Origin of the sequence: Polaribacter sp. HaHaR_3_91 (genome assembly GCF_019278525.1) — a bacterium.
Classification (GTDB): Bacteria; Bacteroidota; Bacteroidia; order Flavobacteriales; family Flavobacteriaceae; genus Polaribacter.
Genome location: NZ_CP058986.1, coordinates 2,135,984 through 2,150,490, shown reverse-complemented (window position 1 = coordinate 2,150,490; position 14,507 = coordinate 2,135,984). Strand labels below are relative to the sequence as shown.

Genomic DNA, 14,507 nt, shown 5'->3' with positions numbered 1-14,507 from the left:
TTGTTAATAACCAGTCAACTTCCAAAATGAAATCTTATTTTTACAATTAAATTGGGCTTTTTTAAACTAGAACACCCTCTTATTTGAATATATATAAACGCATATTTACACAAAAAAGTATCCTTGAAGATTCAAAAAAAACATTTAATATTTACAGTTTTACTTCCAGTTCAGATTTTATTAATTCAATTGGCTGCAAAAAACGCTCCGTTTATAGAAAAATATTATTCAAACGGAATCTACCCTCCTATTTCATCATTTTTTAGAATTATTTTAGGTTGGATTCCTTTTTCTGTAGGTGATGTATTATTGGCTTTCGGACTCTTTATTTTAATTCGTTTTATAGTTAGGTTGATAAAAACGAGGTTTAAAAATTTAATTCAGAAACTACTTCATTTTACAGCGATTTTATCAGTAATTTATTTTTGTTTTTATCTTTTTTGGGGCTTGAATTATTACAGAGAACCTTTGGCTAAAAACTTACAGTATCAACAAACAAAATATACCACAGAGCAACTTAAAAAAGTAACAACACATGTAATTAAAAAACTAAATGAATATCATTATAAAATTACAAAAAATGATACTTTAAAGGTAGAAAATCCTTATTCTCAAAAAGAGATGTATACAATGGCAATTTCTGGTTATGATAATTTATCTAAAGATTTTCCACAGTTAGAATATCAACATAAATCTGTAAAAAGTTCTTTAATGAGTTTGTTGCAAACTTATAATGGAACCGCTGGATATCTGAATCCATTAACAGGTGAAGCTCAGGTAAACGACAAACTTCCAAAAACAAGTTATCCAACTACAACATGTCATGAAATGGCACATCAAATTGGTTTTGCTGCAGAAAACGAAGCTAATTTTGTTGGTTTTTTAGCAGCTAATTATAATGACGATCTTCATTTTAAATACGCGAGTTATAGAATGGCTTTGGGCTATTGTATTTCTGAATTAAGAAAACGTGACCAAAATTTATCCCAAGAACTTTGGAAAACTGTTCATAGAGGAATTCTAAAAGATTTTAGTGCGAGTTATACATTTTGGCAGCAATACAAAAACCCATTTGAGCCAATTGTTAAAAAAGGTTACAATGCCTATTTAAAAGCCAATAAACAAGATAAAGGTGTGCAATCTTATAATTATGTGGTAGATTTATTTATTTCTTATTTTAATGAAGCAAATCCTTCTTAATCTTCCTAAAATTATGTTAAAATAATTGGTTTTAACATTTTCTAAAAAGCTTCTAATTATTTTAGAAACTTAATTCATTAAAAAACCAAACTTATATGAGAAAATTACTCTTATTTTTCTCCTTATTTGTGGCTTATTCGATGCATTCGCAAGAATATTTCCCTACAGATAGCGGAGTAAAAACTACTGAAAACAGCAGTTTTGCATTTACAAATGCTACTATTTATGTAACGCATAAAAAGATTGTAAAAAAAGGAACTTTACTAATTAAAGACGGTAAAGTTGTTAGCATTGGTAAATCTGTTAAAATTCCGAATGGGACAAAAACAATCGATTTAGAAGGAAAAACGATCTACCCTTCATTTATTGATATTTATTCTGATTTTGGAATTTCTAAACCAGAAAGACAACCCAGATCTAGAAATAGAACAACACAATACGAGCCAACTCGTGAAGGGTATTATTGGAACGATCATATTAGACCAGAAACAAACCCAATTAGTAATTTTAAGTTTGATGACAAAAAAGCAAAGAGTTTAATTGATGCTGGTTTTGGAGTTGTAAACACACATTCTAATGACGGAATTGTACAAGGAAACGGATTATTAATAGCCTTAAACCCGAATACTTCTGATGCTTACCGAATTTTAAACACTAAATCTGCACAGTATTTATCATTTAATAAAAGTGCTAAATCTACACAAGCTTACCCTAGTTCTAGAATGGGTGCAATGGCTTTATTACGCCAAGTTTTTAATGATGCAGATTGGTATGCAAAAGGTAATATGAAAAATAAAGATTTATCTTTAGAGGCATTTAACGATAATAAAGGTTTACTTCAAATATTTGAAACTGCTACTGTTTTAGATGCATTAAGAGCAGATAAAGTTGGTGATGAATTTGGTGTGCAATACACAATTGTGGGTAGCGGAGACGAATTTGAAAGAATTCATGACATAAAAGCAACAAATGCCAACTTTATAATTCCTATTAATTTTAGTGATGCTTATGACGTTTCAGATCCTTTATTAGCACAACATATTTCTTTAAGAGACATGCGTATATGGAATCAAGCGCCTTCTAATTTAAGTGTACTTTCTAAAAACGGAATCAATTTTGCATTGACAACACACACTTTAAAATCTGTAAATACGTTTCATAAAAACCTACAGAAAGCTATAAAATACGGTTTTGATAAAGAAAAAGCTTTAGCTGCATTAACTACAATTCCTGCAACTATAATTGGTAACACCACAATTGGAAACTTAAATACAGGGAGTTATGCAAACTTTATTATTACGTCTGGCGATGTTTTTGATACTAAAACTACCATTTATGAAAACTGGGTTCAGGGAGCTAAAAATGTAGTTAACAACATGAATATTAAAGATATTACAGGTGATTATATGTTATCTGTAAATAACAAAAACTACAATTTATCAATTACAGGTAAAGGAGCTAAGCAAACAGGAACTATTAAAATTGATGATAAAAAAATTAAGTCTAAATTTTCATATAGTGATGATTGGATTTCTATCACATTAAACGATGACGAACATTTTACAAGAATGCTAGGTAAAATTGTTAATGCTTCTAACATAATGCAAGGTGATGCTTTTGATACTGAAGGAAATAAAACCTATTGGTCTGCCAGTAAAAAGGTTCAAAAAGAGGAAGTTTCAAAAAAAGAAAAAAACGAAGAAGAAAAAGCAATTACAGTAGTTCCAGTAAGTTATCCTAATATAGGATTCGGTAATTATATTCAACCTAAAACAGAGACAATCTTAGTTAAAAATGTAACTGTTTGGACCAGTGAAAAAGAAGGTATTTTAGAAAAAACAGATGTCCTTTTAAAAGACGGAAAAATAGAAAAGATTGGTTCTAATTTAAGTGCTAGAGGAGCTACAGAAATTGACGGAACAGGCAAGCATTTAACAGCTGGTATTGTAGATGAACATTCTCATATTGCAGCTTCTGCTGTAAACGAAGGTGCTCAAAACTCATCTGCAGAAGTTACAATGGAAGATGTAATTGATCCTAATGACATAAACATTTACAGAAACATTTCTGGAGGAACTACTACTTCTCAAATTTTACACGGTTCTGCAAACCCTATTGGTGGTCGTTCTGCAATTATCAAACTAAAATGGGGAGAAAATGCAGATGAGATGATTTATAAAAATTCTCCTAAATTTATAAAATTTGCTTTAGGTGAAAATGTAAAACAATCTCGTCATACAAATGGAACACGTTTTCCGCAAACAAGAATGGGTGTAGAACAAGTTTTTACAGATTATTTTACAAGAGCTCATGAATATGATGCTTTAAAGAAAAGTGGAAAACCGTATAGAATAGATACAGAAATGGAAACTTTGGTTGAGATTTTACACGGAGAACGTCATATTTCTTGTCACTCTTATGTACAATCTGAAATTAATATGTTAATGAATGTTGCCGATAAAATGGGCTTCAAAATAAATACATTTACACATATTTTAGAAGGTTATAAAGTTGCTGATAAGATGAAAGATCGCAATATTGGTGCTTCAACATTTTCAGATTGGTGGGCATATAAATACGAAGTAAACGACGCAATACCATACAATGCAGCAATTATGCACAATGAAGGTCTTACTGTTGCTATTAATTCTGATGACAGAGAAATGTCTAGAAGACTAAATCAAGAAGCAGCAAAAACAGTAAAGTATGGTGGAATGACAGAATTAGAAGCTTGGAATATGGTTACTATTAACCCTGCAAAATTATTACATATTGATGATCGTGTTGGTAGTATTAAAGTAGGTAAAGATGCAGATGTTGTTTTATGGAGCCATCACCCAATGTCTATTTATGCTAAAGTTGAAAAAACAATTATTGAAGGAAAAGTGTTTTTTGATAGAAATGAAGATATCAAAAAACGTGAAGCTATTAAGCAAGAAAAGAGCAAATTAATCAATATGATGTTGCAGGAAAAAATGGGAGGAGCAAAAACCCAAATTCCAGCAAAAAGAAAAGATAGAAATTTTCACTGCGATACATTAGAAGAAATATAAAACTAAATAATGATGAAAAAAATAATATATAGTTTGCTATTTTTCTTCTTAGTAGGAAATAGCATTGCGCAACAAACGCCCGCAGACAAACAAACTACAGATTATTCTATAGAAGGTGCAACAGCACATTTAGGAAATGGAAAAATTATAGAAAATGCTTTAGTAATGTTTAGCAATGGAAAAATTGTATTTGTTGGAAATGCAAATGCAAAAATAGCCAGAAGAGGAACCGTCATTAATGCCAAGGGTAAACATGTGTATCCTGGTTTTATTGCGACAAATGCCTCTATAGGTTTGGTAGAAATAGATGCTGTAAAAGCAAGTGATGATGAAGATGAGATTGGAGCAAATAACCCACATATTAGAAGTTTGGTTGCCTATAATGCAGAGAGTAAAGTGGTAGAATCTATGCGTCCAAATGGTGTTTTAATGGCCCAAATTACACCTAGAGGTGGTACAATTTCAGGTACATCTTCTGTGGTGCAATTAGATGCTTGGAATTGGGAAGATGCTAGTATAAAAACAGACGATGCAATTCACATAAACTGGCCAACTAGTTTTACAAGCGGAAGATGGTGGCTAGGAGAAGATCCTGCTTTAAGACCAGATAAAGAGTATCCTAAAAAAATAAATGATATTCAATCTTATTTTGCAAATGCTAAAACCTATTTAGCAAGTGATAAAAATAAAATGCATTTACCTTATGAAGCTACAAAAGGTTTATTTGAGGGAAGTAAGAAATTATTTATTCATGTAAACGGCCAAAAAGAAATTACAGATGCTATCACAATTATTAAAGAATTGGGCATCAAAAACATTGTAATTGTTCATGGTGATGAAGCTGATAAAGTAGCAGATTTATTAGTTAAAAATAACATAGCAGTTGTTTTAGAAAGACCACACAGAAATCCAGAAAATGAGGACGATGCTTATGATTATACGTACACAATTGCAAAAAACTTAACAGATAAAGGTGTTGTTGTTGCCCTTGGTATGGAAGGTCAAATGGAAAGAATGAATACTAGAAACCTTCCGTTTTACGCAGGTACATTTGCTGCTTTCGGATTAGATAAAGAAGTAGCATTGCAATTATTAACTTCTAATTCTGCAAAGATTTTAGGTATTGATGATATGGTTGGAACCTTAGAAGTTGGTAAAGATGCAACCTTATTTGTTTCTGAAGGTGATGCTTTAGACATGAGAGGAAACATTTTAACGGATGCTTTTATACAAGGTAGAAAAATTAGCCTAGAAACACACCAAACAAAACTTTGGAAACGCTATTCTAATAAATACAAAACCAAATAATTTAAAAAAGGCTCGCTAATTACGAGCCTTTTTTTTTAATCCTTAATAACTATCGTATATTTTATTAAAGGTCAATTCAAAAATAATGACACAAAAAAAAGCCCATCAATTAATTGATGGGCTTTTATAAAACTTTAAGTATATTTCTTAGATAACTTTTACGTTAACCGCGTTTAAACCTTTGTTTCCTTCTTGTAAATCGAATTCAACTTCGTCACCTTCTCTAATTTCATCAATTAAACCAGAAACGTGTACAAAATGATCTTTGCTTACTCCTTCTTCAGTGATAAAACCAAAACCTTTTGTGTCGTTGAAAAACTTTACTGTACCTTTACTCATAATAATGTTGTTAAATTTATAATACTAATTGTATTGCAAAGATGGTTCCATTTTTCTGATATACAACCTTATAATTGTTTTCTTTTCTGTTTTTTTATTAAATTTTTATTCCGAAGAATGATATACCTATAAATACAGTCTTTAAAAAGTAGTATTACACTATTATCTTCTCAAAATAAATACCTAAAAAAGTATCTACTTTTTCCTTTAAAGCGTTTATAGAGTGCTTTTCTTTTCTGTAAATCGTTACATTTTCTGCTACCCTATTTCTACTAAAACTTTCTTGTACTTCTACAATACGAACCCCTTTTATGTTTTCTAGGAGATTCTTTAATCCTACAACAAATGACGTATCGCTTAAATAAATTTTTAAAGTTTGTTCTCTTGGTGAGTTTCTAATTTCGGTTCTAAATGCTAACATAATTATAAGTTTTAATGGTTTATAAATAATGTTACAGAAAAGTAACTCTCCTAAGTTACTATTTTAGTTTGATATTTACAAAAAAAGATCTATAATCAATAATAAAAAAAAGGAATACTTATGATTTTAGACCATACGTATTCCTTTTTAAATTTTATTCTACTTGTTATTTTATAATATAAAAACTACCAATCTATCGGAAAATAATCTTTTAAGAATTTACCAGACCAATGTTTACCAGTATTAATTCCATCAATTAATGGGTCCATCACTCTTGCGGCACCATCTACAATATCTAATGGTGGCTGAAAATCGTGCGTTTCTACTTTATGCTTAGACAATTCTGCAGGATCTTCATCTGTAACCCAACCAGTATCAACTGCATTCATATAAATACCTTTCTTTGCAAATGTTGAAGCAGACGTATGTGTTAACATATTTAAGGCTGCTTTGGCCATATTTGTATGTGGATGTCTGTCTACCTTTTTAAATCGATGGAACTTCCCTTCCATCGCAGTTACATTGATAATATGCTTTTTACCCGTATTTTCTTTCATCATTAAATTAGACAAACGATTACATAACACAAACGGTGCAACAGCATTTACCAACTGTACTTCTACCATTTCTGTAGTTTCTATTTCGCCTAATTTTAAACGCCAACTATTGGTTTTTCTTAAATCTACTTGTTGTAAATCTGCATCTAATTCGCCTTCCGGAAAAACTTCTGCAGTTTGTAATGAATTGTCAAAACTATACGGAATTTGAGATAATTCTGCTGAATTTCTTAAACCAATTCCTGGTTCTGGTCCGTGCCAAGTAACTGGCAAAACATTATTTTTATCCGTTTTAGCAGTAGAGACACTTAAATCCGCCAATTCTTCTAAACAACTTTCGTGATCTTGTAATAAAGTCTGTGCCAATTTTGGTAATTGGTCAATTGGTTTCTTTTCATTTTCCATTAAATGGAAATAAAAACCAGACGGACGTCTTACCGTTTGTGCAGCATTGTTGATTAAAATATCTAATCGATCGTATTTTTGTTCTATATAATTACAGAAAATTTCTACACTTGGTATGTGTCTTAAATCTAAGCCATGAATGTGTAAACGATGACTCCAATCTTTATAATCTTCTTCTTTAGAAAAACGAATTGCAGAATCTGCAGGAAAACGTGTTGTTGCCACAACTGTTGCTCCAGAACGCAAACACATTAAGGTAATATGATATCCGATTTTTAAACGAGAACCTGTAATTACTGCTACTTGACCTTTTAAATCTGTCGTTTGAAACCGTTTTGCATAATTTAAATCTCCACATTCGGTACACATTGTGTCATAAAAATGATGCAATTTGGTAAAAACCGTTTTACAGACATAACAATTTCTTGGCGATTCTAATTCTGGTGTATCTTCATTTAATTCTGCTGCTCCTAATAATTTTGGTGCAACAAATAATGCAGCTTCTCTTGCAGAACGTATTCCGGTAGATTTTCTAGCGTGTTTATCGCTTTCAATCATTTTACGTTTTGCCGCTTTTTTAGCGTCTTTACGTCTACGCTGAAATTCATCTCTGTTTGGACGAGATAATTCGCCAGCAACTTTAAAAAGCGCGACTCTTTGCTCCTCAGGCAATTCAAAAAGTTGATTCGTATCCTCCAATAATTTTTGAAGGGTATTGATGCACGAATTTACTTCTGTATTTAATTCTTTATTACTCATATTTTTACACTTCGTAAATACGTACTTTTTTCTTTTTTAAACGAGAATTGTTTAATTTCTCAATTAATTCTGCAGTTAATGTTGATGGTACTGCTACAAAAGCACAATCTTGTTTTAACTCAATGGCCCCTAGCTGTTCTTTGCTTAATTTTCCTTGTTTTATAAACAAACCAGCAATATCTCCTTTCGAAATCTTGTCTTTTCTACCTCCAGAAATAAATAAGGTTTCCCAAAAAACAGGACTTCTTACTGCTTGTTTAGAAATGTCTTGTAAATCAGCATGCTTAATAAAATCTGGTAAACGTTCGTCTTTCCATTTTAAAACAAAGGCTGTTCCTTCTGCAGAAACTCTTGCTGTACGTCCATTTCTATGTGTAAATTCTTCTACTGCTTGTGGCAATTCATAATGAATGATGAAACTCATTTCTGGTACATCGATACCTCTTGCTGCTAAATCTGTAGCAATTAATAATTGATTGGTCCCATTTCTAAATTTAATTAAAGAACGTTCTCTATCTTTCTGCTCCATTCCACCACTAAAGCAACCATGTTTTATGTTCTTGCTTTCTAAAAATGTACTTACATTATTTATAGAATCTTTTAAATTACAAAAAACGATACCTTGCTTATTTCCTAAATGATTTAGTAAATGTAATAAGGTATTCAGTTTGTTTTTAGCAGGAGAAACTACTGTTCTTATTTCTAATTTAGAAGTTACTGCTTTTAAGTAATTAACTGTGTTTGGTTTACTTAAACCTACAAAATCAGGAATTTCAACTCCTTGCGTTGCAGAAGTTAATATGCGTTTATTTAAAGATAGTTGATTGATAATATTACGCATCTCATACTCAAAACCAACCTCTAAAGATTTGTCAAATTCATCTAAAATTAAAGTTTTTATATGCTCTTTAGAAAAACGATCGTTTGCAAAGTGGTCTGAAATTCGACCTGGTGTTCCTATTAAAATTGCAGGAATATGCTTTAATTCTATCTTATCTTTAGACATCGGTCTACCACCATACACCGCATTTACCTTAAAACCAGACCCCATAGAACGAATTACTTGTTCTATTTGAATTGCCAATTCTCTAGAAGGCACTAAAATTAATGCTTGTACTTCTTCTAAATTTGGATCTAAAAATTCTAATAAAGGTAGAGAAAAAGCCAATGTTTTTCCTGTTCCTGTTGGCGAAAGTAAAATTACATTATCATTTTTATGAATGGTAGCAATAGCTTCTTTTTGCATTTGATTTAACTCTTCAATCTGCAATTTTGATAATATATCTTGTTGAGTTTTTATAATATTTGCCATGCTTATTTCTTTTTCTTCTTTTTAATTACTGCTGTTTTTGTTTTTGCACTTGCTGTTTGTGCTAAATAATTAGCCAAAACTTTATCTACCAATTCTTCTTTGGTTAAATGATGAAAAATTGTTTTAATCTCTGCTTTTAAATCTTCTGAAATAGCACGATTTGGTTTTGTTTTAAACACTTTTTTAGCCCACAGAATTGTATTATTGTCTTCTATACTTTGTGCATCTGCTTTTATATATTCTTTAAAAGTCAAACCTAAATCTTCTTCAAATTCAGGAATTTCTTCTAATTCTTCTGGTTGTATCACACTTAAAGAAAGTCCGGTTGCTCCTGCCCTAGCTGTACGTCCACTTCTGTGTACATACGTATCATACCTGTCTGGTAAATGGTAATTTACTACGTAAGATATTTCTTTAACGTCAATACCACGAGCTGCTAAATCTGTAGCTACTAAAATATCGATAGTTCCTTCTCTAAATTGTCCCATTACACGATCACGAATCCCTTGGGTTAAACTACCGTGTAAAGCACCAGATGAAAATTTATTTATGGCTAAGTTTTTAGCTAATTTATTAACGGCTGCTTTTGTTTTACAGAAAATAATTCCGCGTTCTCCTTCTTTAGTCGATAAAAAATGCATTAAAACATTCAATTTTTCAATTGGTTCTACCACCACATATTGATGATCGATTCCTTTATGCCCAACAGAATCCATATCAGTTTCTATATGTTCTACGTGTTTAGACATATAGTTTTGTATCAATTGCTTGATAGTTCCAGGCATCGTTGCTGTAAACAACAACGTTCTTCTAACATTCGGAATTTCTTTTATAATAGCATCTACTTCTTCCTTTAAAGCGCTTACCATTTCATCAGCTTCATCTAAAACAAAATAGTTGATTTTTTTAATGTTGATTGCTTCACGTTTCATTAAATCTACCAATCTACCCGGAGTTGCAATTACAATACTTGGGTTCTTTTTAATGGCTTCAATTTGTGGTTTTATTGGGATTCCTCCGCAAATAGAGACTATTTTTTCCTTTTGTTCATCGGAAGAAAAAGAAAGTAAATTGTCATATATCTGATGACCTAATTCTCTTGTAGGTGCTAAAATTAAAACTTGAATATGTGTTTCATCAGCTTTAATTTTTTGTAATAAAGGCAAACCAAAAGCAGCTGTTTTTCCTGTTCCTGTTTTTGCCAAAACCACCATATCTTTCTTTTTATGTAAGATAAACGGAATGGTTTTTTCTTGAACTGCAGTAGGAACTGTAATTTCTAATTTTGCTAAACGTGCTTCTAGTTCTTTATGAATTCCTAAAGATGAAAAGGTTTTTGACATTAAATATATTTTTTGCAAAGGTAGCAATATCGTTCTTGTTAATTAAATAAATTATGGTTCGTGAATTTAAAATATTTTAATTGAAAATAAAATGATTAGGATACTAAAAAATAAGCCTAAAATAGGCTTTCAGAATCCGTATATTTGCAACTCTATTTTAGTTTAATTATACATTTGAAACAGATAAAAGCATACTTACAGCAAATAGCCAACATATCTCAAGAAGATTGGGACTTTTTTACGTCTAAATTGCAACCTCGTGTTATTAAAAAGAAAGCCGTTTTCTTAAAATTAAACGAAATTGAAAACTACATATCTTTTATAGAATCTGGCGTGGTACGTTTGTATATTCCTAAAGAAAATCCTGAAAAAGAAATCACCTTTGGTTTTAGTTTTAAAGATCAGTTTATTAGTGCGTACGATTCTTTTTTAACTAGAAAACCTTCTGCATACGAATTGCAAGCACTTACAGAAACTACCATTTTAAGTGTTTCGTACACCGATTTACAAGAAATTTATAAGAAAACTCAAATTGGTAATTTAATTGGTCGATTAACCGCAGAACGTTTATTTTTAATCAAATCTAGTAGAGAACAAAACCTTCTAAACCTTACTGCAGAAGAGCGTTATCTTAAGTTATTTAAAGATCGTCCAGAAATTTTAAAAGAAATTCCTTTAAAATATGTCAGTTCTTATATTGGTGTTACTGCACAAGCTTTAAGCCGAATTAGAAAACGTATTTAATAATATTAATACATTTTATAACAGTTTTAAGGTTTCCTTTTTATCAAAAAGATTAGTCTTGTTTCTTGGTTCTTTAAACTCAGCGATATTTTTTATTGATTTAGGTTCATTGTTTCACCTAAAACAGCAAACTATCTTTGTCAAAATTTTTAAATATGGCAGTAGTTATTTTTATTATAGTGCTTTGGTATGGAGGTTTGTTTTTTCAATCTTTCTTTTTACATCGTTATGCAGCACATCAAGTATTTACCATGTCTAAAACCATGGAGAAAATTACCTTTATTTTAACTTGGGTTTTTCAAGGGTCTAGTTATTTAAGTGCTTACGGATACGGAATTATGCACAGAATGCATCATGCATATACAGACACAGAAAAAGATCCACACTCTCCTTCTTACGATGCAAATATGTTTGCAATGATGTGGAAAACGAAAACTATTTATCAAGATATTAACGAGCAACGCATTGCTATTGATGACCGTTTTACTAAAAATGTACCGCAATGGAAATCGTTTGATTCTTTTGCTGGCTCTCGTTTTTCTCGTTTACTTTGGATTACCTTTTACATTTTATTCTTTGTCTTTTTCGTAACCGCTTGGTGGCAATGGTTATTATTACCAATCGCTTTTTTAATGGCGCCTATTCATGGAGTTATTATCAACTGGTTTGGTCATATTTATGGATATGTAAACTTCAAAATGAAGAACACCAGCAAGAATCTTTTTCATTTCGATTTTTTAATGATGGGAGAAGGTTACCACAACAATCACCACAAACATGCTAGTAGCCCTAATTTTGGAGTTAAATGGCATGAAATAGATATGACTTATGTAATTATTAAAGTTTTAGACTTTTTCGGTTTGATTAAGCTGAAAGCTATTAAAGTAAAAGAATAATACTGTGTAAAAAAGATATAGAAATCTGTTAAACATATTTAATAATTATCTTTTTGTAATTAAAAATTATAACTAGAAATATCATTTAAAAACACCCTTTAATAAGTGGTGTTTTTTTCATTTTTAGTATCTTTGTTAGACACAGAAATCTCACCATAAACCTAGCTTTCTAACTCTAAAATGAAAAACTACAAACCAAAAAAAAGATTACCTGCACAAGCTTATATAGATGGTGTTTTAAAAGGTGATAGAGTAATTCTTTCTAGAGCAATCACTATTATAGAAAGTAATTTAGAAAGCGATAAAAGTTTAGCTAAAGAAATCGTTCAAGAAATATTACCAAATTCAGGTAAATCTATACGTATTGGTATTACAGGTGTGCCTGGTGTTGGTAAAAGTACTTTTATTGAAGTCTTCGGGTTGCATTTGGTAAAACTGGGGCATAAAGTAGCTATATTATCAATAGACCCAAGTAGTCAACGTTCTCGTGGAAGTATTTTAGGTGATAAAACTAGAATGGATGAATTGTCTGTTTTACAAGAAGCGTATATTAGACCTTCCGCCTCTGGCGATACTTTAGGAGGTGTTTCTAACAAAACAGGAGAAACCATGCTGCTTTGTGAAGCCGCAGGTTACGATGTTATTCTAATTGAAACCGTTGGTGTTGGTCAGTCTGAAACAGCTGTACACGGCATGACAGATTTCTTTTTACTTTTAATGCTTGCTGGTGCTGGAGATGAGTTGCAGGGAATTAAAAAAGGGATTATGGAAATGGCCGATATGGTGGTTATTAATAAAGCCGATGGCGATAATATCACCATGAGTAAATTAGCTAAAAGACAATACCAAAATGCCCTTCATATTTTTCCAGCTTCTGAGTCTGGTTGGACTCCTGTGGCTAGTACCGCTTCAGCCATAAAAAATATTGGTATAGATAATGTTTGGAATGAAGTTTTAAAATTTAAAAAATTAGTTGATGAGAATGGTTATTTCCTAAAAAACAGAAACCATCAACAAATAAAATGGATGTATAATAATATCAATGAAGAATTGAAACACTTGTTTTATGGTTCAAAAAACATAAAAAGAGAGCTTTCATCATTAGAAAATGATATTGTTACATCTAAAATTTCACCTGTAAAAGCAGCACAACAAATTATAGAAGAATTTAAAAATTCCTTTCAATTGAGTTAATAATTCATGAACCTTAAAAATTGTATGAAATGATATTTAATAATTATTTTGATAAACTATTTGAATTAAGGTATTTTGAAATGAATAAGTTTGGACTTGCAACACCTACAATAATATTGGCTTTGTTAGAAGAAACAGCTGCAGATCATGCTCACTCTATAGGACACAGTATATTTGATCTATTACAAAAAAATGTAGGTTGGGTATTAGTTTCTGGTGTTTTACAAATGAATCGTTATCCCAATTATAAAGAAAAAATAACCATTAGAACTTGGCTATCCCACTACTCTTTTATCAAAGGATATAGAGAAAATATTATTTACGATGAAAAGAATAACATTATAGGTAGTGCAAAAGGTTTATGGGTTTTCTTTGACATAAATAAAAGAAAGCCGATTCCTATTTTTAATGAAATTAAAGAAAAATGGTCGTACTTTAACGAACACTCTATCAATAGAAATATCAAGAAAAAAATAATTGCTATAGACTCACCTCAACATACAAAACAATTTAGAGTAAACCGATACGATATTGATTCTAATAAACACGTGAATAATATTAGATACTTACAATGGTTAATTGAATCGATTCCAGAAGATATTGTTGATAATTATTTTTTGCATGAAATTGAAGGTCATTTTATAGCGGAAGCTCAATATGGAGATACCGTCTTATCTTTAACCAAAGAACTTAAAATAAAAAATACTTTTGCGCATACTATCAAAATTAAAGGAAATAATAAAGTTTGCGCCACAGCTAAAACTATTTGGAAAGCTTATTGACATTTACCGCACACTGTTTGTTTTATTGTTTTTTATGTAAATATTTTATCTAACATTCAACTTTCCATACAGTTTTGTCTTTTCGACCAAAGGGAGAAATCACATAAAGGTGCTCATTTTTGTGTTATCAGTATTATGAGACTTCTCTTCAAGTCGAAGTGACAAGTTCTTATGTTTTTTTTTACCCTTATAAT

The 14,507-nt window shown here is 30.8% G+C and carries 12 protein-coding genes; 7 read left to right on the top strand and 5 right to left on the bottom strand.

Translation table 11 applies throughout. The annotated features are described in order from the left end of the window. Positions 1–123: 123 nt before the first annotated feature. The 3 genes from H0I27_RS08935 to H0I27_RS08925 all read left to right on the top strand — a co-directional run bounded on the left by H0I27_RS08935 (position 124) and on the right by H0I27_RS08925 (position 5,561). Positions 124–1,200: a DUF3810 domain-containing protein gene (locus H0I27_RS08935; RefSeq protein WP_218730379.1), complete on the top strand. Its 1,077-nt coding sequence runs from the start codon at positions 124–126 to the stop codon at positions 1,198–1,200. Between the two features lie 95 nt (positions 1,201–1,295). Continuing rightward, positions 1,296–4,253, top strand: coding sequence for an amidohydrolase family protein (locus H0I27_RS08930; RefSeq protein WP_218730378.1), 2,958 nt, complete (start codon positions 1,296–1,298; stop codon positions 4,251–4,253). Positions 4,254–4,265: 12 nt separating this feature from the next. Continuing rightward, positions 4,266–5,561: an amidohydrolase family protein gene (locus H0I27_RS08925; protein WP_218730377.1), complete on the top strand. Its 1,296-nt coding sequence runs from the start codon at positions 4,266–4,268 to the stop codon at positions 5,559–5,561. A gap of 147 nt (positions 5,562–5,708) precedes the next feature. Here the strand turns inward: H0I27_RS08925 and H0I27_RS08920 are convergent, their stop codons facing one another. The 5 genes from H0I27_RS08920 to H0I27_RS08900 all read right to left on the bottom strand — a co-directional run bounded on the left by H0I27_RS08920 (position 5,709) and on the right by H0I27_RS08900 (position 10,697). Further along, positions 5,709–5,900 (bottom strand): cold-shock protein, encoded by a 192-nt coding sequence (locus tag H0I27_RS08920; protein WP_068448022.1) that lies wholly within the window; start codon positions 5,898–5,900, stop codon positions 5,709–5,711. Positions 5,901–6,054: 154 nt separating this feature from the next. Then, the gene (locus H0I27_RS08915; protein WP_218730376.1) at positions 6,055–6,321 is read right to left on the bottom strand and encodes a hypothetical protein; all 267 of its coding nucleotides are present in this window, start codon (positions 6,319–6,321) and stop codon (positions 6,055–6,057) included. Between the two features lie 185 nt (positions 6,322–6,506). Continuing rightward, positions 6,507–8,042 (bottom strand): SDR family NAD(P)-dependent oxidoreductase, encoded by a 1,536-nt coding sequence (locus H0I27_RS08910; protein ID WP_218730375.1) that lies wholly within the window; start codon positions 8,040–8,042, stop codon positions 6,507–6,509. A gap of 4 nt (positions 8,043–8,046) precedes the next feature. Continuing rightward, positions 8,047–9,354: a DEAD/DEAH box helicase gene (locus tag H0I27_RS08905; RefSeq protein WP_218730374.1), complete on the bottom strand. Its 1,308-nt coding sequence runs from the start codon at positions 9,352–9,354 to the stop codon at positions 8,047–8,049. A gap of 2 nt (positions 9,355–9,356) precedes the next feature. Then, a complete protein-coding gene (locus H0I27_RS08900; protein ID WP_218730373.1) occupies positions 9,357–10,697 on the bottom strand; it encodes a DEAD/DEAH box helicase in 1,341 nt (446 codons plus the stop codon). Positions 10,698–10,871: 174 nt separating this feature from the next. Here H0I27_RS08900 and H0I27_RS08895 point away from each other — a divergent pair, with 174 nt between their 5' ends. From H0I27_RS08895 to H0I27_RS08880, 4 genes are all read left to right on the top strand, one after another. After that, positions 10,872–11,441, top strand: coding sequence for a Crp/Fnr family transcriptional regulator (locus H0I27_RS08895; RefSeq protein WP_218730372.1), 570 nt, complete (start codon positions 10,872–10,874; stop codon positions 11,439–11,441). 155 nt (positions 11,442–11,596) lie between these two features. After that, positions 11,597–12,337, top strand: coding sequence for an acyl-CoA desaturase (locus tag H0I27_RS08890; protein ID WP_218730371.1), 741 nt, complete (start codon positions 11,597–11,599; stop codon positions 12,335–12,337). A gap of 180 nt (positions 12,338–12,517) precedes the next feature. Then, the gene (gene meaB / locus H0I27_RS08885) at positions 12,518–13,531 is read left to right on the top strand and encodes a methylmalonyl Co-A mutase-associated GTPase MeaB (protein WP_218730370.1); all 1,014 of its coding nucleotides are present in this window, start codon (positions 12,518–12,520) and stop codon (positions 13,529–13,531) included. A 29-nt stretch (positions 13,532–13,560) separates the two neighbouring features. Beyond that, complete coding sequence (locus H0I27_RS08880) at positions 13,561–14,313, top strand: acyl-[acyl-carrier-protein] thioesterase (RefSeq protein ID WP_218730369.1); 753 nt, start codon at positions 13,561–13,563, stop codon at positions 14,311–14,313. Positions 14,314–14,507 lie beyond the last annotated feature (194 nt).